The 21,594-nt window shown below is 42.9% G+C and carries 20 protein-coding genes and 1 tRNA gene; 16 read left to right on the top strand and 5 right to left on the bottom strand.

Translation table 11 applies throughout. From position 1 onward, the window contains the following. Positions 1-2: 2 nt before the first annotated feature. From whiA to NST65_RS16035, 3 genes are read left to right on the top strand one after another with little or no spacing between them, the layout of a single operon-like run. Positions 3-953: a DNA-binding protein WhiA gene (whiA, locus tag NST65_RS16045; RefSeq protein WP_034281025.1), complete on the top strand. Its 951-nt coding sequence runs from the start codon at positions 3-5 to the stop codon at positions 951-953. Positions 954-979: 26 nt separating this feature from the next. Then, positions 980-1,237: an HPr family phosphocarrier protein gene (locus NST65_RS16040; RefSeq protein ID WP_024423549.1), complete on the top strand. Its 258-nt coding sequence runs from the start codon at positions 980-982 to the stop codon at positions 1,235-1,237. Between the two features lie 38 nt (positions 1,238-1,275). Next, positions 1,276-2,019 carry an arylamine N-acetyltransferase gene (locus NST65_RS16035; RefSeq protein ID WP_101676503.1) on the top strand — a complete coding sequence of 248 codons (744 nt, stop codon included), beginning with the start codon at positions 1,276-1,278 and terminating at the stop codon, positions 2,017-2,019. Positions 2,020-2,069: 50 nt separating this feature from the next. Here the strand turns inward: NST65_RS16035 and NST65_RS16030 are convergent, their stop codons facing one another. Together NST65_RS16030 and NST65_RS16025 are read right to left on the bottom strand one after the other, a co-directional pair. Beyond that, a complete protein-coding gene (locus NST65_RS16030; protein WP_041115611.1) occupies positions 2,070-2,558 on the bottom strand; it encodes a ribonuclease in 489 nt (162 codons plus the stop codon). Positions 2,559-2,934: 376 nt separating this feature from the next. Next, the gene (locus NST65_RS16025; RefSeq protein ID WP_065214804.1) at positions 2,935-3,912 is read right to left on the bottom strand and encodes a D-glycerate dehydrogenase; all 978 of its coding nucleotides are present in this window, start codon (positions 3,910-3,912) and stop codon (positions 2,935-2,937) included. A 553-nt stretch (positions 3,913-4,465) separates the two neighbouring features. Here NST65_RS16025 and NST65_RS16020 point away from each other — a divergent pair. Both NST65_RS16020 and NST65_RS16015 read left to right on the top strand, forming a co-directional pair. Beyond that, a complete protein-coding gene (locus NST65_RS16020) occupies positions 4,466-5,047 on the top strand; it encodes a carbonic anhydrase (RefSeq protein WP_065215043.1) in 582 nt (193 codons plus the stop codon). 37 nt (positions 5,048-5,084) lie between these two features. Next, entirely contained in the window at positions 5,085-6,707 is a 1,623-nt protein-coding gene (locus tag NST65_RS16015; protein ID WP_034281022.1) for a SulP family inorganic anion transporter, read from the top strand. Positions 6,708-6,733: 26 nt separating this feature from the next. Here NST65_RS16015 and NST65_RS16010 read toward each other — a convergent pair whose 3' ends face one another. Then, positions 6,734-7,075 carry a MazG-like family protein gene (locus NST65_RS16010; protein ID WP_111926782.1) on the bottom strand — a complete coding sequence of 114 codons (342 nt, stop codon included), beginning with the start codon at positions 7,073-7,075 and terminating at the stop codon, positions 6,734-6,736. A 137-nt stretch (positions 7,076-7,212) separates the two neighbouring features. On the opposite strand from NST65_RS16010, the gene NST65_RS16005 reads away from it, so the two are divergent. Then, entirely contained in the window at positions 7,213-7,791 is a 579-nt protein-coding gene (locus tag NST65_RS16005; protein WP_041107909.1) for a TIGR00730 family Rossman fold protein, read from the top strand. Between the two features lie 57 nt (positions 7,792-7,848). Here the strand turns inward: NST65_RS16005 and clpP are convergent, their stop codons facing one another. Continuing rightward, positions 7,849-8,445 carry an ATP-dependent Clp endopeptidase proteolytic subunit ClpP gene (gene clpP, locus NST65_RS16000; RefSeq protein WP_024427684.1) on the bottom strand — a complete coding sequence of 199 codons (597 nt, stop codon included), beginning with the start codon at positions 8,443-8,445 and terminating at the stop codon, positions 7,849-7,851. Between the two features lie 253 nt (positions 8,446-8,698). Between clpP and NST65_RS15995 the strand changes: the two genes are divergently transcribed. From NST65_RS15995 to abc-f, 8 genes are all read left to right on the top strand, one after another. Next, positions 8,699-8,774: transfer RNA gene (locus tag NST65_RS15995), tRNA-Arg, on the top strand. 616 nt (positions 8,775-9,390) lie between these two features. Continuing rightward, a complete protein-coding gene (locus NST65_RS15990; RefSeq protein WP_111926778.1) occupies positions 9,391-10,560 on the top strand; it encodes a macrolide family glycosyltransferase in 1,170 nt (389 codons plus the stop codon). Positions 10,561-10,681: 121 nt separating this feature from the next. Continuing rightward, the gene (gene nikA, locus NST65_RS15985) at positions 10,682-12,322 is read left to right on the top strand and encodes a nickel ABC transporter substrate-binding protein (RefSeq protein WP_111926776.1); all 1,641 of its coding nucleotides are present in this window, start codon (positions 10,682-10,684) and stop codon (positions 12,320-12,322) included. Positions 12,323-12,337: 15 nt separating this feature from the next. Continuing rightward, positions 12,338-13,267, top strand: coding sequence for a nickel/cobalt ABC transporter permease (gene opp1B / locus NST65_RS15980; protein ID WP_034281013.1), 930 nt, complete (start codon positions 12,338-12,340; stop codon positions 13,265-13,267). A 5-nt stretch (positions 13,268-13,272) separates the two neighbouring features. Beyond that, positions 13,273-14,160: a nickel/cobalt ABC transporter permease gene (opp1C, locus tag NST65_RS15975; protein ID WP_034281011.1), complete on the top strand. Its 888-nt coding sequence runs from the start codon at positions 13,273-13,275 to the stop codon at positions 14,158-14,160. Continuing rightward, the gene (locus NST65_RS15970) at positions 14,123-14,941 is read left to right on the top strand and encodes an ABC transporter ATP-binding protein (RefSeq protein WP_111926774.1); all 819 of its coding nucleotides are present in this window, start codon (positions 14,123-14,125) and stop codon (positions 14,939-14,941) included. The genes opp1C and NST65_RS15970 overlap by 38 nt, the downstream gene beginning before the upstream one ends. Then, positions 14,935-15,705: a dipeptide/oligopeptide/nickel ABC transporter ATP-binding protein gene (locus NST65_RS15965; RefSeq protein ID WP_041115617.1), complete on the top strand. Its 771-nt coding sequence runs from the start codon at positions 14,935-14,937 to the stop codon at positions 15,703-15,705. The genes NST65_RS15970 and NST65_RS15965 overlap by 7 nt, the downstream gene beginning before the upstream one ends. A gap of 333 nt (positions 15,706-16,038) precedes the next feature. Continuing rightward, entirely contained in the window at positions 16,039-17,598 is a 1,560-nt protein-coding gene (gene abc-f, locus NST65_RS15960; RefSeq protein ID WP_181566859.1) for an ABC-F type ribosomal protection protein, read from the top strand. A gap of 217 nt (positions 17,599-17,815) precedes the next feature. Here abc-f and NST65_RS15955 read toward each other — a convergent pair whose 3' ends face one another. Then, positions 17,816-19,225, bottom strand: coding sequence for a polysaccharide deacetylase family protein (locus NST65_RS15955; RefSeq protein ID WP_070326043.1), 1,410 nt, complete (start codon positions 19,223-19,225; stop codon positions 17,816-17,818). A 323-nt stretch (positions 19,226-19,548) separates the two neighbouring features. On the opposite strand from NST65_RS15955, the gene NST65_RS15950 reads away from it, so the two are divergent. Next, entirely contained in the window at positions 19,549-20,577 is a 1,029-nt protein-coding gene (locus NST65_RS15950) for an iron ABC transporter permease (protein WP_181566858.1), read from the top strand. Further along, positions 20,574-21,575, top strand: coding sequence for an iron ABC transporter permease (locus tag NST65_RS15945; RefSeq protein WP_061110110.1), 1,002 nt, complete (start codon positions 20,574-20,576; stop codon positions 21,573-21,575). Before NST65_RS15950 ends, NST65_RS15945 begins: the two co-directional genes overlap by 4 nt. Positions 21,576-21,594: the final 19 nt, after the last annotated feature.

The raw sequence follows: 21,594 nt of genomic DNA, 5'->3' as shown, positions 1-21,594 counted from the left end.
GGATGTCATTTGCATCCGAAACAAAAAAAGAGCTGACTAATCTGGACGTGAAGGACTGCTGCACAAAAGCAGAGCTTTCTGCCCTCATCCGTATGAACGGTTCATTATCTTTCTCTAATCGAAAATTGATTTTAGATATACAGACAGAGAACGCAGCCATTGCAAGACGGATTTATACGCTGCTCAAGAAGAAATACGATGTGACAGTCGAACTGCTCGTCCGTAAAAAAATGAGATTGAAAAAGAATAACGTGTATATTGTCAGACTGGTAGAACGAGCGAGAACCATTTTAGAGGATTTAAAAATATTAGGTGAGCAATTTGTATTTGAGCGCAATATTTCAGAAGAGCTTGTGAAGAAAAGATGCTGCAAGCGCTCCTATATGAGAGGTGCTTTTTTAGCAGGCGGTTCTGTGAATAACCCAGAAACGTCCTCCTATCACCTTGAGATTTTTTCACTATATAAAGAACATAATGATGCCCTTTGTGAGCTGATGAATCAATTTCATCTCAATAGTAAAACACTTGAGCGCAAAAAAGGGTACATTACGTACATGAAGGAAGCAGAAAAAATCACGGAATTCTTAAGTGTTGTGGGCGCTCATAACTCACTGCTCCGCTTTGAAGATGTGCGGATCGTCCGAGATATGAGGAACTCCGTCAACCGGCTCGTCAATTGTGAAACAGCAAACTTGAATAAAACGATTGGTGCATCACTGCGTCAGGTCGAGAACATTCAATTCATTGATGAAAAAATTGGACTTGATGCCCTGCCGGAAAAGCTTCGTGAAATTGCCAAACTGCGAGTCGACTATCAAGAGGTCACGCTGAAGGAACTTGGAGAAATGGTAGAAAGCGGAAAGATCAGCAAGTCAGGGATTAACCACCGTTTAAGAAAGCTAGATCAAATCGCAGAACAATTACGAAACGGACAAGCTGTTACACTCAAATAGGAGAATGAAAAAGGGAGGCAGATCATATGGTGGAAAAAACGGTCACCATCCAGCTGAAAACAGGCTTGCAGGCACGTCCAGCTGCTTTGTTCGTACAAGAAGCCAATCGCTTTGGTGCTGATATTTTTCTAGAGAAAGATGGGAAAAAAGTCAATGCGAAAAGCATTATGGGTCTCATGAGTCTTGCGATCAGTTCTGGGGTTACTGTCACACTGATTGCAGATGGTGCGGATGAGCAAGAAGCCATTGAGGCGTTAACGGATTTTATCAATCAAGAAAACTGAGTCTCTTCAAAGGCTCAGTTTTTTTAGGAGGGAATGTCATGATTCAATCAGCTTTTTTACAGAAGATCGAATATGAAGGCCAGTCCATCACCTTTGATGACTTGCCTGTAGTATTAAAAAAAATGGCCTTTACCTTTCCGTTTGAAAATAGAGCTGTTCTGAACAAACAATCCTACGCTTTGAATCAAGAAGGGTTGAAGCAGCATCTACTTGAAGGAAACAGAGGAGGTCTTTGTTACGATCTCAATCCTCTCTTATACTATGTGTTAAAAGAGGCTGGGCTCTCTGTACAGCTTCTTCAAGGAACAGTGTATATCAAAGAAGCGGATACGTGGGCCATTGATGGCACGCATGTAGCCATCATGTTGAAGCATCATAACGAACGCTTTCTCATTGATGCGGGATTTGGTGTGAATTTACCTCTCCAGCCTGTGCCTTTTACAGAAGATTGGGTGGAAGGAGCGTCTATTCGGTTTCGCGTCAAAGCAAAGGAAACCGAAAAAGGGACACATCTGCTCCAATTAGATAAAGGAGATGGCGCTGAAACAGGCTATGCGTTCACTTTGAACGAGGTGGATGAGGATGCATTGTGCCAATTGAGACACGAGATTTATGAAAATGAATCCTCTACTTTTAACAAAAGACCGCTTGCCTCAAAGCTCACGCCAACAGGACGTGTGGTCGTTACTGAGGATCATGTCACCACACATGAGCATGAAGAAGTGTCGAAAAAGCCGCTGCCGATTCCTTTTGAGGATTACGTGAAAAACCTGATACCGTAAACCACCATACGAAAAGACAGCCCCAGATCAAATAGGGCTGTCTTTTTTGATTATCGAATACGGGTGAAAGTCGCATAATGGTCTGTTGTTTTGTAAATGAGCCAGTCGCTTGAATACACAAGACGGTCAGCATTGCGGAAGCCTGAAACGTAGTTGATGTCTGCCTCACGCCATGTTCGGCCGCTTGCTGAAGGAAGACGTCCCTCCCGGTTTGAGAAAATATCTCCACCAATGCTTTTACCTGGCGCCACCTCGGCTAGATTTCCCTTAGATGCCACCCATCCGAGAGCACTTGCTTGTGATTTCGTAATGTAGTTATCAGGCAGTCGTTTGTAGCGAATTAAATAATCTGCTACACCATCAAATGTATTAATGACGGCAAGGGTACGCACATCCGGCGTGAGCTGAATAGAAGCAGTTTCAGTTGTGGCTGTTGGTGTAAGAGGTGTTTCTGCATGAGCTTGCTGCGGGACAAATCCAGAAAACAGAATAGCAGCGATCAGAGCGAACATAGTAAAAATCGAACTTAATCTTTTCATCTTCATCCTCCTATTAAGGAAATCGGATGCCGTCCTCTTGATGCTTGTCTAGCTCATATTATAGCACCCGAACATAAAGGAAATGTAAAGAATCAGGATATTTGCTAAAATGAGTCTTTTCTCCTGATGTCTCCTAAAAGAAATAAATAAAAAGACGCAGTTTCTGCGTCTTTCAGCGTGTAGACAAACCCTCGCATTCTTTGTCAGTCCTGCGCGCTGGTGCTCACGAATGTCAAATTCGCTCCGCAAAAGTAGCCGTCCTTCCTAGACTGCAAAGGTTTTCTATCACGCTGAAAAGAAGACAAAGAGCTAAAATAAAGATCATTTTAGCCCTTTGTCAACCATCTGAAAGACGAAGTTTCTGCGTCTTTTCTGTTCAAGATGAAGCAAGCTCCTTCACAACATCAACAGGCGCCTTCCCATCTATTCCATGAATCACATTATGAATGGCTCGTTTCAGCATGAGATCCCTTGTTGTTTCAGTAGCGGAACCGATGTGAGGGGCTAGGGTGACATTGTTCATCTCTTTGAAAGGATGATCCTCTTGAAGCGGTTCCTGCTCATACACATCAAGACCAGCGCCTTTGATCCATCCCTCCTGAAGTGCTTGAATGAGGCTTTTTTCATCCACTGTTTTCCCGCGGGAAATGTTTACAAATAAAGCCGTTTGCTTCATTAACTTCAATTCTCGTTCCCCAATCATATGATACGTTTCCTCGGTCAGCGGTGTAATCAACACGATGATATCAGCTTGTTTTAAAAGTTCATCAAGTGCACAATAGACAGCGCCATACGCCGTTTCAGCCTTTTCATTCCGGCTTCGGTTATGATAAAGAACGTTCATATCAAAACCATGTGCTGCCCGTTTGGCCACTTGTTCTCCGATACGTCCCATGCCAATAATACCAAGCGTTTGGTGATGTACGTCGATGCCAAAGATCTCTTCCTCCTGTACGAATTTCGTCCATTTTCCTTCACGGATAAAACGGTCAAGCTCGGCGATTCTTCGCGCAGAGGAGAGAATGAGCGAAAAGGCAAGGTCAGCCACGGTATGATCGAGGGTATAAGGAGTGTGCGTACCAATCACGCCTCTTTGCCTCATCGCTTCTATATCGAAATTGTCATAGCCGACAGAGTTATTACTCACCACCTTGAGTTTTGGTGCGTGATCTAACAGCTCTTGATCGATTTTTGTTCCAGACGTTAAAAGACCATCAGCGTGCTGCAGCTTCTCAAACAAAATGTCTCTTGGAATAGGGTCTTTGGATTGCCATATCTCGTATGTACAATGTTCCTTTAGCATTTCTTCAAAAGAGGCAGGTAAGGGTTTGGCGACAAAAATGTGTGGTGTCACAGTCAATTCGCTCCTTTCACATGGTCATCTTACTCCTTTTATTATATAGCAACGTTTTCGGCAGAACACGTTTGAATGTTAGCAGCTCAATATTTAATATACTGAAATAACGGTAAAGAAAGACATTTTCTTAGTGAAAAAGTAGATTCTTATGCCATCTGATGCATTTTTTATCTATATAAAAATAAGCTGATAGTAGATGAGACATGTGAAATTGCAAAATTTTACGAGAGATTATCTGACAAGCTGGAAAATAGATCGAGACTTTTTGATAGAAAATTTATTATATTTGAAATGTATTAAACGGGATGGTCATTTTCTACTAAACCATTTTATTGTCTTTTGGTGTGATGAGAACAATAGATTGAAAACAAACCCGCGAAGCCGTTGGGATGCAGCGTAAAATAGAGAAAATGATGATATTTCTTCTCATCGTTTTCTCATTTTTTTCTTTTTTTTCTATCATTTTTCTTCTCTATTCTTGAGAACACAAGAAAGAAAAGGAGGACAGGCACGAGCTTACGTTACTTAAAAAAAGATGGGAGATGGCAAAATGGGATCAAAATTAGAACAGATTCTTCAGCACAATTCAGAGTTTGTGAATGAGAGACATTATGAGCCTTACAAAGCGGGGAAATTTCCTGAGAAAAAACTGGTTATTTTAACGTGCATGGATACCCGTCTTTTGGAATTATTGCCGCAATCTATGGGACTGCGCAACGGGGATGCAAAAATCATTAAGAATGCAGGCGCCATCGTGACACATCCGTTCGGCAGTGTGATGCGGAGTATCCTGCTAGCCATCTATGAACTAAAGGCAGAGGAAGTATGCATTGTAGGGCATCATGAATGCGGAATGGCAGGTCTTGCGGCGGACCCTTTACTTGAAAAGGCGAAAGCACGCGGAATCGAAGAGAAATGCTTAAGCATTGTGAAAAACTCAGGAGTTGATTTAAAGGGCTGGCTGACAGGCTTTGATTCAGTTGAAGAGAGCGTGGCCCAAAGTGTGAAATTAGTGAAAGATCATCCACTGATGCCAAGTGATGTGGCTGTTCATGGACTGGTGATTCACCCAGCAACAGGAAAGCTAGATGTCGTTGTGAAAGATAAACTGATTGACCCGCAGTATACCTAAATCATCTACACATACTTGAAGGAGGCCAACACATACCATGCGTTTTTATGGAAGATTTGAAGGGTACAATTCATCAAAGTTTAGACGCGATTTAATCGCTGGGCTTGTCGTGGGGGTTGTGGCAATTCCTTTAGGCATGGCATTTGCCATAGCATCTGGTGTCGGACCAGAATATGGATTATACACAGTCATCGTTGCCGGCATTTTGATTTCATTGTTTGGTGGTTCAAAGTATCAGATCGGCGGGCCGACCGGGGCGTTTGTTCCCATTTTATTCGGGATCGTCAGCCAGTACGGCATTGAAAACTTGCTCATTGCCGGTTTTATGGCAGGCTGTATGCTTGTATTATTCGGAATATTCAAACTAGGAAAGCTCATGAAATTTATTCCTCGTCCGGTTATCATCGGTTTTACTGCTGGCATTGCTGTCATTATTTTTTCAGGACAGATTGCCAACTTCCTCGGATTAAAGGGTGTTGAAAAACATGAAAGCTTTTTCCTCAATATGAGAGAAATCGTGGTCCATCTTGGGACCTCAAACAGTCTCGCCATCATCACAGCCGTCATCGGGCTCATCGTGATTTTGGCGGCACAAAAATACATTCCCAAAATACCTGGTGCTCTATTAGGTCTATTGGCTTCTACGTTTCTAGCCGTTCTCTTTTTTCAAGGACAAGTTGAAACGATTGGCTCTGCATATGGTGAAATCCCTCGTCAGCTGCCAACCTTCGCTTTTCCTGAATTGACGATTGAAAAAATGATATACCTCCTGCCTCCAGCAATTGTCATTGCGCTTTTAGGCGGCGTGGAATCAATTTTATCCGCAATGGTCGCTGATAATATGAAAGGCTCTAAGCATGACAGCAATAAAGAGCTTGTGGGGCAAGGAATTGCCAATATGGCGGCACCGCTTTTCGGAGGAATTCCAGCGACAGGTGCTATTGCCCGAACGGCCACGAACATAAAAAATGGCGGGGCAAGTCCGATTTCTGGTGTGGTGCATGGCGTTGTCGTCTTGCTGATCTTAATGGTATTTGCGCCGTATGCGTCGATGATTCCACTTGCTGCAATGGCACCGATTTTAATGTTTGTTGCTTGGAATATGAGTGAGAGAAAAGAGTTTATCAATATTTTGAAAGTGAAAAATGCTGATTCGCTTGTACTGGTCGTGACCTTCCTGCTCACAGTCATCGGTGATTTGATTATTGGCGTCACTGCTGGTCTCATTTTAGCGTTTATCGCCTTTATCAAAAAAATGAGCCAGACGACCAATATTCATACCAATGTCGCTGTTCCTCAAATGGAAACAGCAGCTGCTTTAGAAAAACAGACAGAGGAGAAAGGGATCAGTATGTATTCCATTGAAGGGCCGCTCTTTTTCGGAACAACAGATTCATTAGAAAATTCGATATTGGATCATGTCCAAACAAAACCGAAAACGCTCATTCTGCTTATGAATAAAGTCAATTATATGGACACATCGGCAGAAGCGGTTCTAATGAATATCTCCAATCGGTTAAAGCATCATAATGGAAAGCTGATGATCGTTGGACTTCAATCACAGCCTAAGGAGCTTTTGCATCGAACAGGTCTATTCCATCATATCGGAAAACAGCATTTCTTTGAACGAACGGATGACATCTCACCACAGCATCTTTAAGGCGTAAAAAACACGTGACAGCTTGGTCACGTGTTTTTTACTGGCTCTTTTTCTCCAGAAAAGCGTTTGTTGAGTTTTTGTTGATGAGCGCTGAAGACCTCTTCTACTGTGACATCATATTGATCCGCTAAAATGAGGAGATTTGCTAAAACATCTCCCATTTCTTCAATGAGTTCTTTCTTAAGCTCAGATGATTCCTGTCTCTGCTCATCAGGCCGGTCTCGTCCGATTTCTATTGCTCTAACAGCGCAAGCGAGTTCTCCCGTTTCTTCCATTAAGAAGCCTAACCGGATAAACGGTCCGTATTCTGTCCAGTTTCTCGTTTGATAAAAATCCTTGATCCACTTCTCCATCTCAGTTGTTTGCATTCTCTCTATACAGCTCCTTATATGGTGTTCACTCTTTTGATTTTACACTATATATAGAAGAAACGGCTGTTTCTTTACAAATCATTATAGTAGAATGAGTGGGTGAAGAAATCATAGAGAGAGATGGAGCTGTTTTGATGAAAACGATTTGTGTGTTTGCTGGTTCGAATCCAGGTGTAAATGATGTCTACAAACAAAAGGCTGTAGAGCTGGGTGCTTATATGGCGAAGCAGGGCATTCGTCTTGTTTACGGCGGATCGCGTATTGGGTTAATGGGCGCGATTGCCGATGAGGTCATGAGACATGGCGGGCAAGTGATCGGGGTCATGCCTAAGGGGCTTTTTAGAGGAGAAGTCGTGCATCAAGAGCTGACAGAGCTAATTGAGGTAACAGGCATGCATGAACGAAAAGCGAAAATGAGCGAGCTGGCCGATGGGTTTATTGCGATGCCAGGCGGCTTTGGTACATATGAAGAATTATTTGAGGTGCTGTGCTGGGCACAAATCGGCATCCATCAAAAGCCGATTGGATTGTATCAAGTGAATGACTACTTCAACCCGCTCATAGACATGGTGAAATTCAGTGTACAGGAAGGTTTTTCGAATGAATCTCACCTTCAATTGTTACATGCTTCGAGTGAACCGGAGGAATTAATCACGCAGATGGCTTCTTATCAAACACCGTCTCTTCAGCAGAAATGGACGGAGCTGTCTTAAAGTATGATGAAAACAAAAAACCGTCTGTTCAGGTACAGACGGTTTGTGTTGTGATGATTATTTTTGGTCTTCTGTATTACGGGTCAAGACTTTGTCAATGAGTCCGTATTGAAGTGCTTCTTCCGCTGTTTTGAAGTTGTCACGATCTGTATCGCGCTCAATGACTTCAATTGGCTGACCAGTACGTTCAGCAAGTACTTGGTTCAGTTTATCGCGTAAAGAAAGGATTCGTTTTGCCGCAATTTCAATTTCAGTTGCTTGACCTTGGGCACCGCCGAGTGGTTGGTGAATCATGACTTCACTGTTTGGAAGAGCATAACGCTTACCTTTTTCACCAGCAGCAAGCAGGAACGCACCCATAGATGCAGCCATACCAATACAAATAGTTGATACCTTTGGTTTAATAAATTGCATCGTATCGTAAATGGCCATACCAGCTGTGATTGAACCGCCAGGGCTGTTAATGTAGATAGAAATATCTTTTTCTGGATCTTCAGCTTCTAAGAAAAGCAGCTGTGACACGATGGAGTTGGCAACATTGTCATCGATCGCAGAACCAAGCATGATAATACGGTCTTTTAAAAGACGAGAATAAATGTCGTAAGCTCTTTCCCCACGATTTGTTTGCTCAATGACTGTAGGTATTAAATTCATAATGTTCCTCCTTCACCTTTTAGGTAAGTATGTAATTCAATGATACATTTTTGGTCAATAAAGGTCAAACAAAACGCTGACCTAAATTCAAATACCCCTATCCATTTTCCCCAAAATCATTCCACTTCAAACCATCATATTAGTGTATGAATACAAAGTAAGAAAATACATCATCATGACGAATGATTAATCATTGCTTTCTTGCAGCATTTCCCTTATAATTTGATATGCTGACGTTCAAAAAACATATCGTGCGCTCGTAGCTCAGTTGGATAGAGCGGTGGTTTCCGGTACCACGTCTGCCGGGGGTTCGAATCCCTCCGAGCGCGTACTTGATCTTGCTTACGATGTTAAAGGTCTTTCATGAACCCCTCTTCATATGGAGAGAGGTTTTTTGTTTTCATTCGGGTTTATCGTTCACTAGGGTGAGGGAAGTGAAAAAATGATCTGATTGCAAGCCAGCAACATCTATCCGAATATAATAAAATAACCCCCACTCTTAACATAAGAATGGGGGTTATTGCTATAAAGGAGTTACCTGCCTTTCTGGTCTTTCCTGTAAATAGCCGCAGGTATAATTGTTAGAAGAACGATGATACTTCCGATCACTGATACAGTATTTTTTATTGTATTGTCATTCACGGTGAAATTTGTCACAATCATTGCTGCCAGACAAAGAATGATGATTAAATAACTGTATTTCTCCAAGTCTTTCACAAAATATCCCTCCAATATGAAGCTGAAAATAATATTATGACTAATTATACAAAATTAAATAATAAAGGGTTATATTGGATGTTTGCTCATGAGAAGGCGTTATGTTCATGTCCCTCCATGAAATACTGGACGTAAGCCTCATTTCTTCCCTTTTCAGGCGTATTTGTTGAGCCAGTTCGCTGTATAAGATTAACATGGAAGAGAATTGACAATGAGGAGGAATTTCTTGTGGCGAAGATTTTATTGATTACGTTTCCAGCTGAAGGACATGTGAACCCTATGTTAGGAATGATTAAAGCATGGGCTGATCGAGGCGATGAAGTGCATGCGGTCACAACTGTACATTATGAGGAACGAATCAAACGCTTAGGCGCTCACGTACATATACATCCAGACTATATTCGGACATTACATGTGGAAGAAGGAGATTTAGATTCTATGCAGCCGTTCTTTCATGCCATGCTGCAAACATCCTATGATATTTTAGAGGTGGTGGAAACACTTTCCGGGAAGCATTCATTTGATTTGGTCTACTTTGATATGTTTGGGGCAGGGGAGCTTGTTCGAGATTATTTGCACATTCCAAGCATCGGTTCCAACCCATCTTTTGTGCTGCAAGAGGCACATTTTGATACACCGCTATACAGAAAGGATGAGAAAGCCGATCATCTGTTAGAAAAAATACAAGAGCGTTTTGGCGTTCAGCCGACGCGTTTGATGCAATTTATGAAAAACCGTGGAGAACTGAATATCGTCTATACAAGTGAATATTTCCAGCCTTCTGTTGATTCATTAAATGATTCGTTTGTTTTCATTGGACCGAGCTTTCTAAAAAGAGCCGACCAGCATGATTTCCCGCTGGAAGCACTTGAGCAAGAAAAAGTCGTTTTTATTTCCATGGGCACCGTTCTTGGGGATACAGAAGCATTTTTTAATATGTGTATAGATGCTTTCGAAGACTTTGACGGAAAAGTGATTATCGCAACAGGTGAAAAAGTAGATCGTTCTCTCTTAAAAGAGGCGCCTGCTCATTTTCTGATCGAGCCTTATGTGCCGCAGCTTGAAGTGCTCGAACTGACAGATGTGTTTATAACGCACGGCGGGATGAATAGTGTCAATGAAGGTATTCATTACCACGTTCCGATGGTCGTCATTCCAGTCGATAAAGATCAGCCGATGGTGGCACAAAGACTGACCGAATTATCTGCTGCCTGTACACTTGATAAAGATCAGCTGACACCAAAGCAGCTAAGAGAAACTATTGAGAAGGTTTTAGGCAGTGACACGTACCGTGCGGGGATTGAGAAAATTGAAGAAAGCTTCCAAGCAGCAGGTGGAACAGAAAAAGCATTAAAGGTGATCGATCAATTTATACAAGCGAAACAGACTCAATCATGAGTCTGTTTTTTTTTATGAAAAGACGTTGTATTTCCCATTTCTGTATGCTAATATTCAATTCGTAATCATTTCGATTAATAATCGTAATGATTACGATAATGTTGAATTGGGGGAAGTACATATGAATGATCAACCTGTTTACATAAAAAAGAAATATGAGAAAAGGCATCCCTATGTGACATACACCTTGATGCTGTTTTCAGTGATGGCTTGTTTTTTATTGGCATCATGCTCTGAAAACAAAGCATCTTCCAGCAATGATAGAGAAGAAGATGAGCTCGTGTATGCAAGTACAAAAGATATCAGGGACATCAATCCCCATCTATACGGCGGAGAGATGGCTGCTCAAAATATGGTGTTTGAATCGCTTGTCGTTAATACAGAGAAGGGCGTTCAGCCTGCCTTAGCGAAAAGCTGGGACATATCAAAGGATGGAAGGACCTACACCTTTCATCTTCGAAAAGGTGTGACTTTTTCAGATGGTGAGCCTTTTAATGCAAAGGCAGTGAAATTGAATATTGATGCTGTCGTCAAAAATATTGAAAAGAACGCTTGGCTTAATCTCGTATCTGAAATCAAATCCACAAAGGCGGTAGATGACGATACATTTGTTCTCACGTTGAAAGAGCCTTATTATCCTGCGTTAGAAGAGCTGGGCTTAACACGCCCCTTCCGTTTTATTTCTCCAAAAAGCTTCATTGATGGAACGACTGCAAAAGGAGTTAAAAGCTATGCAGGTACAGGTCCTTATGTACTAAAGGAACATAAGAAAAATCAATATGCCGTTTTTGAAATGAATGACCACTATTGGGGGCAAAAGCCGAAAATTTCAACTGTGAAATGGAAAGTCATGCCGGATCACCAAACCATCTTACTTGCGCTTCAAAAAGGAGAGATTGATCTTTTATTTGGAGCAGATGGTGACATGATTGATGGAGACTCATTCCAGGCTTTAAAAGAAGCAGGGCAATATGGTGTCACCATGAGCCCTCCTGTTGGTTCAAGATCGATTGTGATTAATTCAAACCAGACAATCACAAAAGATCCGAAAATAAGAGAAGCTTTTCAATACGCCATTCAAAAGGACATGATCACTGAAGGCATTTTAAATGGAACGGAAAAGGTGGCACACACATTGCTTGCTCCTTCTGTCCCTTACGCAGATATTCCACTGAAAAAGAAAACTTATCAAAAGAAGAAAGCAGAGGCAATATTGGATGAGGCAGGCTGGAGGATGAAAGAAGACGGGTATCGCTATCAAAATGGCAAACTGCTGAGTGTGGCTATTTACTATAATTCCGATAATGCAGGGGAAAGAACGATCAGTGAATCGATTCAACAAGACTTCAAGCAGGTGGGGATCAAGCTGGATATTAGAGGAGAAGAAAAACAGGCATTCTTAGATCGCCAAAAAACAGGAAAGTTCGATCTGATGTACTCGCTGTCTTGGGGGCTTCCTTATGATCCACAAACTTATGTCTCTTCATTCCGTGTAGCATCCCATGCTGATTATCAAGCTCAATTAGGACTGAAAAAGAAAAAGTGGCTGGACGAGACGATTACGGAAGTATTAGTAGAACCAGATGAGCAAAAGCGGAAACAAATGTATCAAGAAATATTAACGTATATCCATGATGAAAATGTCTACCTCCCAATCTCTTATTCTGTGACAAAGGCTGTTTATAATAAGCGCCTGAAAGGCGTAGGTTTTCATGTGTCTCAGTATGAAATCCCATTTGACCGTATGTATTTTGCGTCATAAAACGGAGGTAGAGACATGACTCGCTATCTCTTAAAACGAATAATGATGCTTTTCCCGCTTATGATCTTCATCACCTTCTTTGCTTTTGTACTGCTGACGATGCGGGCAAGTGATCCAGCAGAGGTCGCTTTGCGGGTGAATCAAGTCACTCCAACAGAAGAAATGATTGAATCGATGCGGCAGGAGTTAGGCTTAGACCAGCCATTTTTCATCCGATATGCGACATGGCTTAAAAATGGATTAACAGGTGATTTTGGCAGGAGCTATGTCACGCAGGAGCCCGTTTTTGATCTTATCATGGAGGCGCTGCCTGCGACATTGCAGCTTGCAGGAGCAGCGCTCTTTTTTATCATAGTGCTCAGTTTATTGTTCGGGGGGATCTGTGCATATGCTGCTCACACTTGGGTGGACCGTTTATTGAGAGCCTTTGTGTTTATCGCCGCTTCAATGCCTAGTTTTTGGCTGGGAATTTTGTTGATTTGGCTTTTTTCTGTCAAATTCAATTGGGTTAATACGAGTGGAATGGAAGGGTTCAAATCGATTCTTCTTCCAGCTGTCACATTATCATTAGGCTACTTATCGACCTATGTGAGACTCATACGTAATCAAATTCTAAAATTTCAGCACGAGCCCTTTGTTTTTTATGCAAGAGCACGTGGTTTAAAGGAACGAACCGTTCAACTGAAAGTCATGAGGCATGCCCTGCAATTAGCGGTAACAGCACTTGGCATGTCTATTCCAAAGCTCATTGCGGGAACCGTCATTATTGAGAACCTTTTTGCTTGGCCAGGGGTTGGCCGGTTGTGTGTAACGGCTATTTTCCATGCTGACTTCCCTATTATTCAAGCCTATTTGTTTGTGATGGGGTTCCTGTTTGTTATGTGCAATCTCATCGCTGATATGATGCAAATGACCATGAATCCGCAATTGCGAAAGGAGGTATGACAACAATGATAGGGTGGCATCAATTAAGAAAAGACCGTATGGCGATTCTTTCAATCTGGCTGTTAGCGCTTGTCGCATTAGCTGGACTGTTTGCTCCAATGTTAGCACCACATGACCCAACAAATACGAACATTCTTCAAAAATATGCCGGTATCAGTCTTACTTACCCACTCGGAACGGATCATCTGGGGAGATGTGTATTATCGCGGCTTTTATATGGCATTCGGACAACAATGCTTGCTGCTATGCTGACGATGTGTATCACGATGCTCATTGGCAGCGCACTTGGACTCATGGCAGGCTTCTTTCGAGGAAAGGTGGATGGGGTTTTGATGAGGCTGTGTGATGTCATGCTGTCCTTTCCAGCAGAGGTGATGATTCTTGCGGTTGTGGGAATACTCGGACCTGGACTATTCAATATTATTTTGGCCAATGTCCTAGCGAAATGGGCCTGGTATACAAGAATGATTCGGTCGTCTGTCCTTCAATATGCGAATGAACCTTCTGTTCAATTTGCAAAGGTGACAGGCGGCAAACCCCTTTACATATTGAGGAGACATCTATTTCCTCGCATCTCAGGAGAAATGGCTGTTTTTGCGACACTTGATGCGGGCTGGGTGATCTTAAATATATCAGCACTGTCTTTTCTTGGATTAGGTGTGAGTGCACCTACACCAGAATGGGGCATGATGCTCAACGAGGCGAAGAATGTCATGGTGACACATCCAGCTCATATGCTTGCGCCTGGACTTGCCATCTTGTTTGTGGTCATGGCGTTGAGCTTTTTAGGAGACAGCCTTCAGCATGCCGCGAATCCTGCCATGCATCATACCAGAAAGAAAGGGGTGAGGCCATTTGCCTTTAATCGCCGTAAAAAATCTGTCCGTACATGATCCACAGCAGCAAAAGAATATAGTGACGAATATCACATTTTCTTTACATCAACAACGCTGTTTAGCCATCATTGGGGAAAGTGGCAGTGGAAAATCAACTGTCGCCAAAGCGTTAATTGATCTTGTCGCTCCTTCGCTAGAAGTGGAAGGAACGATCATTTTTGACGGCAAAACATTAACAAATCAAGAAGCGCATCAATGGCGGGGGAAACGAATAGGTTTCATCTCACAGGATGTCATGAATGCATTCAACCCTATCGAAACGATTGGTCATCAAATGGTGGAAACATTTCAGCAGCATTTGGGCTTACGAGGGAAAGAAGGGAAAGCACATGCTATGGCTGGGCTTACACGTGTCCATTTAAAAAATCCATATGATTTGATGAAAAAATATCCGTATGAACTGTCTGGAGGAATGCTTCAGCGTGTGATGATTGGCATCACGATGATGCTTTCTCCAGATGTGATCATTGCAGACGAGCCAACTGCATCACTTGATGCCTTTAATCGGCGTGAAGTCATCAGACAATTACACAGTTTAAAGGAAGAAACGGGTGTTACCTTAATCGTCATAACGCATGATCTAGGCATCGTTCTGGAAATCGCTGATGAATTGATGGTTATGCACCAAGGAGTAATGCTTGAGCATGGGTCAGCCAAGGAAGTGTTCACATCACCCGAGCATCCCCAAACAAAGCATTTACTTGAGACGAGGCTTCGATTATCTGCCCCTACTGAAGCACTGCGGCAGCAGAAGAGAGTGGAGGCGTTTCCATGTTGATCACAGCTATCGATCTAGTCAAACACGGTGAGAAGAAAGGTCTTTTTTCAAATCAAAGGAAATCAAAAGACCGCATATCAAATGTTTCGTTTCAAATCGAAAAAGGACAATGTGCCGGATTAGTCGGTGAGAGCGGCAGTGGCAAAAGTACATTGGCACGTATCCTGCTCGGTTTAGAAAAAATAGATGGAGGAGAGGTACAGATTGATGGTATGACAGCTGACAAATGGCGGAGGGTGAATCGGGGGAAAATGAGTGTTGTCTTTCAAGATTATCTATCTTCTGTTCATCCTTCCTTTACCGTGAAAGAGATCATAGCAGAGCCGATGCGTTTGTTAAAGCAGAATCAGAATCTGGATCAGAAGGTTTTGTCATTACTTGAGCAAGTCAGGCTGCCCTCGTCTGTACTGAATCAATATGCTCATCAGCTAAGCGGCGGTCAGCTCCAGCGAGTGTGCATCGCACGAGCCATATCGACGCATCCAGCCATTCTCATACTAGATGAAGTCTTGAGCTCACTGGATGTCTCTGTTCAAGTACAAATATTGGAGCTGCTTGAGACATTAAAACAAGAGTTAGACATGACCATGCTTCTCATTACTCATGATGTAGAAGCAGCGGTGTATCTATGTGACCGCCTCCTATTTTTACATGAAGGAAGCCTAGTGGAAGAATGCAAAAAGGACGAACTGTTTGAAGTGTCCCATCCATTTACACTCCAGTTAATTGACTCACTTATGCCATTTCAGCTTGACAAAAAATAACCAATCTTTTATCGTATACGTAACAAACGACGGAAGGGTGACCCAATGCAATGAAGTACTAATCCTATGACCTGTAAGCAAAATGAACGAACGAAGGCAGTGAGCAAACGATCCGTTTGCCATGTTTGCTGCGTTTTCATTTTTTAGCTTCGGAATAGGATGGTACAGCTTGGGAATCAAAAAATGAAGTGATTGATACGCGGGATGTGTGTGTTCAAATAGGAACAGCACTCCATACTGGATCAATCCGCTTATTTTTGTACACCATTTTGCCTCCTATTCTGAGAATGGGAGGCTTTTTCATGTCTCCTGAATATGAAAGGAGAGGATTGGATGTTATTAAAAGCCAATCAGTTAAAGGTATTTCGAAAAGATCGCTTGTTATTTGATATTGAGGAGCTCGCCATCCATCAAGGTGATCGCATTGGTCTTGTAGGGACAAATGGCAGCGGAAAAACGACTTTATTGCATGTGCTGGCGGGGCAGGAAACACCAGACAGCGGCACGGTTGCCGCCACAGCGGTCTGTACGCTGCTTCCTCAATTGAAACAAGGAGACGGCAGACAGAGTGGCGGTGAAATGACCCAGACTTATATTGAAAGAGCATTAAGCCGGCCGTCTGCCCTTTTATTAGCAGATGAACCGACCACTCATTTGGATACGGAGCATATTGAGTGGCTGGAAGATAAGCTGCGTCATTATCAAGGAGCTCTCATTGTTGTTTCACATGATCGTGCTTTTTTAGATGCAATATGTACGGAGATTTGGGAGCTGGATCATGGGAAGCTTCATCATTACAAAGGCAATTACACACATTTTGCACAGCAAAAAGAGCTGGCACATCGTCAGCAGGTGGAAGCGTATGAAGCCTATACACAAAAGAAAAAACAGTTAGAGCATGCCCTGGAAAAGAAAAAGAAAAAGGCAGACAAAGCGACAAAGCCCTCCCAAAAGGTGAAATCCTCAGGGCCTAAAATTGCAAAGCCCTACTATGCAAATAAGCAAAAAAAGCTGCAAAAAACAGCCAAATCCATTGAAACAAGGATGGAGAAATTAGAAAAGGTGGAGAAGGTAAAGGACATTCAGCCGATTCAAATGTCTCAGCATACGATGAAGGAAGTAGCAAGCCGTACCATTTTGCGAGTGAAAAATGTAGATGGCAAGGCGGGCGATAAAGTGCTTTGGAAGCAGGCGAATGTGGAAGTGAGGGGCGGAGACAAGGTTGCGATTATCGGAAAGAACGGGAGCGGCAAAACGACATTTCTCCGCATGTTAGTGAATGGACACCTCGGAGTTACTCGTTCAGAGGCTGTCAAGCTAGCCTATTTTCGTCAGGATCTTTCAGGACTGAAGGCAGATGAATCGATTTTACAAAATGCGCTCAAAGAGGCGGTTCAAGATGAGACAGTGGTTCGAACGGTTTTGGCGAGACTAGGATTTAGAGGGGATGATGTGCACAAGCCTGTTGAGGTATTAAGCGGGGGAGAACGGGTGAAGACGATGCTTGCGTCCTTACTCGTCAGTGATGCCAATGTTCTCATGCTGGATGAACCGACGAACTTTTTAGATCTGGCGGCAGTTGAAGCACTTGAAGGTCTATTGAAGGATTACCCAGGTACCGTTGTGTTTGTTTCCCACGATCGCAGGCTGATTGAAGAGGTTGCCACTCGTATTTTCCATATTCATGAGGAACGTATTGAAGCATTTGACGGCACATATGAAGCCTATAAACAAAAGGAAGAAAAACCAGCTGTGACAAATAGAGAAGAGGAGCTTCTGTTAATTGATATGCAGCTGTCTGAAGTGCTCAGCCGTTTAAGTATTGAGCCGTCGCAAGAGCTTGAAGAGACATTTCAAGCATTATTGAAACAAAAAAAGTCTTTGGAGTCATAAAAGAAAACCCCTGTTTACTCTACGGGGGTTTCAGCGCGCGGACAAACCCTCGCATTCTTTGTCAGTCCTGTGTGCCGGTGCTCACGAATGTACAATTCGCTCCGCTCCGGTACTCGTCCTTCCTAGGGCTGCAAAGGTTTTCCATCACGCTGAAAAGAAGACAAAGGGCTAAAATAAAGATCATTTTAGCCCTTTGTCAACAATTTGAGACCCCTGTTTACTCTACAGGGGTTTGTTCATGTCGTTCTTTTTTTAATTGTTCAAGTTCACTCACTGTGACGAGCTGGTAGCCTTGTTTGGTGAGTTCATGGATGATCTTTACGGCTGCTTGGGCTGAGCTTTCATAAATATCGTGCATTAACACTGTTCTGCCATCGGCTGCATGTGAGAGAACGCGGTTTGTGATCTGCTGGCTGTTGCGGATTTTCCAATCCTCAGGATCAACATCCCACAAAGTGACCTTCATCCCAATTGCATGATTGATATCTTGATTTGTACCGCCATATGGCGGTCTAAAGTGCGTAGGTGTATATCCGCTTGCTTTCTCAATCAGCTGCTGGGTGTCCTTCACTTGTTTCACGGCTTCTTCTAAAGGCAGTCTTGTTAATAAAGGGTGATTGTAGGAATGGTTTCCGATCTCATTCCCGCCTTTTAAAATATCGGCAAGCATTCCAGGATAATATTGCACCCTGCTGCCTAATACGAAAAAGGTAGCATGTCCTTTATTTGCCTTCAGCGCATCTAAAATTTTTGAGGTTGTCGCTGGATTCGGTCCATCATCAAATGTGAGTGCGATGGCTTTTTTATTCGGGTCAAGCTTTGATTTTTGCGGCAGCTTGACGGCTTTTCTTTTTGGATTCGGTTCTTTCATTTCATTTTTATTTTTGAGTTTATCCATATATTTTGGCTTTAATATGTCCTTCAGCAATGTCTTTTTGATTGCGAGTGTTTGCGGACCAAGATCCTCTGCGGCTACTTGAGATGCAGGGAAATAAAATTCTACATATTTGTCTTTCAAGGCAAATTGACTGAAGTTTTGAGCATCAGGGGCTGTTCCTTTCTGAAGGAGAGGCTGATCCTTAGATAAGGTTTTGTCCTTCCGAAGCTCTGTATATGTAATATAGGATAATTTCTTTAAATAATTGGTTTTAGGCAGAAATAAATCTTTGGTGTCAAGAAAGGTTTTCTTCTGAAAATCAAAGTTAATCGTGAGATGATTGGTGGTTCCACTTTGCTGGCCAGTATACGTATAGGTCGTAAAGCGAATGGCAGCAGACTGCTTCGCATAATGCACCATTTCATAATCAATATTCAGTTCATAGCGTTTATTTTCATCAATATCCTTTGCTTCACTGAATGTTTTTTTGAAATGCTCTAATGCTGAATTGGCATAGCTTTGAATCTTGTCATCTAGCTCTTTTTGATGAAAAAGAGGATAGTTGACTGCATATCTCATAAATTTCCCGTCATTTACGAGAGTGACAATTTCTACGTCTTTATAGTTCGTATCCTGCTTTACATTTTTCTTCTCTGTACCGCTTGCTTGTTGATTTTGAAAGAAAGCAACTGCTCCAATGACGACTGCAAGCGCAAATAGGACGATACTCCATTTTCCCTTTACTGACACAACTTTCAAATCTCCTCTCATGACGGGTCATTCTTTATTAGTTTGACATCTGTTTGTAATATTTTTATAACATTTGACTTACTTTTGTAATTTTAGGGGATGTTCATGCGAACTGTCAACTATTTTCCTATTAAACTATGAGAAAAAATGATAGGCCGTACTGAGCGGCAAAAAGAATCTCCCATCCCGATGCTCCGCACATACCTTCATTAATTAAAAAAAGGGGTGTACATTGATTTTTTAGAGGCTGACGGCTATAATTTTGTTGATTATGATTCTCATTTTCAAACTGACTTTTAATGAAGAAAAGGATGACACCGATTTTGCAGGATAAGCGAAAACCTCAACAAAAACGATCATCACATATTCTGTTCTTTTTGATATTTTTTCTCGCCGTCATTGGTTTAGCGGCTGCCATGTTTTTTGCTGTGTCATACGGTGCAAAAACATTGTCTCTGCAAACGGTTTGGACAGCTGTATTTGACTACCAGTCAAATGTTACAGAGCAGCAGATCATCCATGAATTAAGACTTCCACGTGTTTTAGGGGCAGCTCTAGTGGGAGCGGCGTTTGCCGTAGCGGGTGCTCTTATGCAGGGCATCACAAGAAATCCACTGGCAGATGCGGGGATTTTGGGCATTAATGGCGGTGCGATGTTTGTGGTCGCTCTCTGTTTTGCTTTTTTCCCAGGAATGCCTTATTCAGCACTGATGTTTTTTTCCTTTATTGGTGCTGTGCTCAGTACGCTGCTGATCTTTGCGATTGGAGCGGCTGGCGGCGTATTGACACCGCTGCGCCTCACTGTAGCAGGAGCGGTTGTAGCTGCTTTGCTTCATGCGCTCAGCTCTGGGATCGCGATTTATTTTGACCTGAGTCAGGATCTGGCTTTTTGGTATGCAGGCGGGGTAGCTGGTGTGAAATGGCCGCAGCTGACGATTCTCACCCCGGTTATTCTGATTGTGATCGTATGGGCCATGCTATTAGGCCGGTCACTTTCCTTACTATCGCTCGGTGAAGATACAGCGGCAAATTTAGGGGTGAAAACACGACAAGTGCGAATACTAGGAATGGCCGCTGCTGTGTTATTAGCAGGGGTTTCTGTATCAGCAGTTGGATCGATTGGGTTTGTCGGTCTCGTCATCCCGCATATTGCACGAAAGCTTGTTGGTGTAGACTATCGTTTCGTCATTCCAATGTCAGCGATATTAGGCGCAATGCTGCTTGTCTTTGCAGACCTTGCCAGCCGTACAGTCAATCCGCCAAGAGAGCTTGCCATTGGCGTGATGGTGGCACTTGTTGGTGTTCCTTTCTTCTTATACATTGCCAGAAAAGAAGGGAGGAACCTGTCATGAGAGAGAAACAGCGTGCTCTTGTCGTGACAGTCGTTTTGCTTTGCCTGAGTGCGGCTGTTGTGCTGTATAGTTTAAATACCGGTACGCTGAAACTAAACCCTGTCATGGTCGTCAAGACGTTATTTGGCTTTGGAGATTTTCAAAGTGAAACGGTGCTGTTTGACTATCGTCTGCCTCGAATTGTGGTGACGATGTTAGCTGGTATTGGTCTTGGCATTGCGGGCGGCATTTTGCAGAGCTTATCCCGTAACCCGCTGGCCGATCCTGGGATAATTGGACTGAATGCAGGGGCGGCATTTGGCTTAATTGTGTTTGTGACATATTTTCACGCACTTGAAGGCAATCCGTCTCTTCTTATTCCGCTCTTTACGTTTGGCGGCGGACTGCTCGCGGCAGCGGTCATCGTGCTTCTTGCATATGACCGGCATGAAGGGCTTGTTCCTATCCGGCTGATCTTAGTTGGCATTGCGGTTGCTGCGGGATTTAGTGCACTCACCTTATATTTGTCATTGAAGCTGGATGAAGATACATATACGTTTGCTTCAAGATGGCTTGTGGGCAATGTATGGGGGAGAGACTGGATTCATGTGCTGGCGCTTCTGCCTTGGATTGTATGCCTTGTGCCGCTTACGCTGATGCAGTCAAACACGCTCAATGCATTGACATTAGGAGATGCTGTCGCCTCAAGTGTAGGTGTACGTGTCCAGCGTAAACGTCTCCTTTTGCTGACCTTAGCGGTAGGCCTCGCGAGTGCAAGTGTTTCAATGACAGGCGGTATTGGCTTTATAGGCCTAGTCGCCCCGCATTTGGCTAGACGGCTTGTCGGTTCATTGCATCAGTATTTTTTACCAGTTAGTGCGCTGCTTGGCTTGTTGATTTTGGTCAGTGCCGATACAATCGGACGTTCCATCTTTGCTCCAAATGCGATACCGGCGGGTGTGGTCGTGGCCTTTATCGGTGCCCCATATTTTCTTTATTTATTAACTAAAACGAAATAAACACGAAAGAGGAACTCAT

This window comes from Bacillus sp. FSL P4-0248 (assembly GCF_038593305.1).
Classification (GTDB): Bacteria; Bacillota; Bacilli; order Bacillales; family Bacillaceae; genus Bacillus; species Bacillus safensis.
Note: the sequence above shows the minus strand (reverse complement) of the source record. Positions and strands in the feature narration are given on the sequence as shown.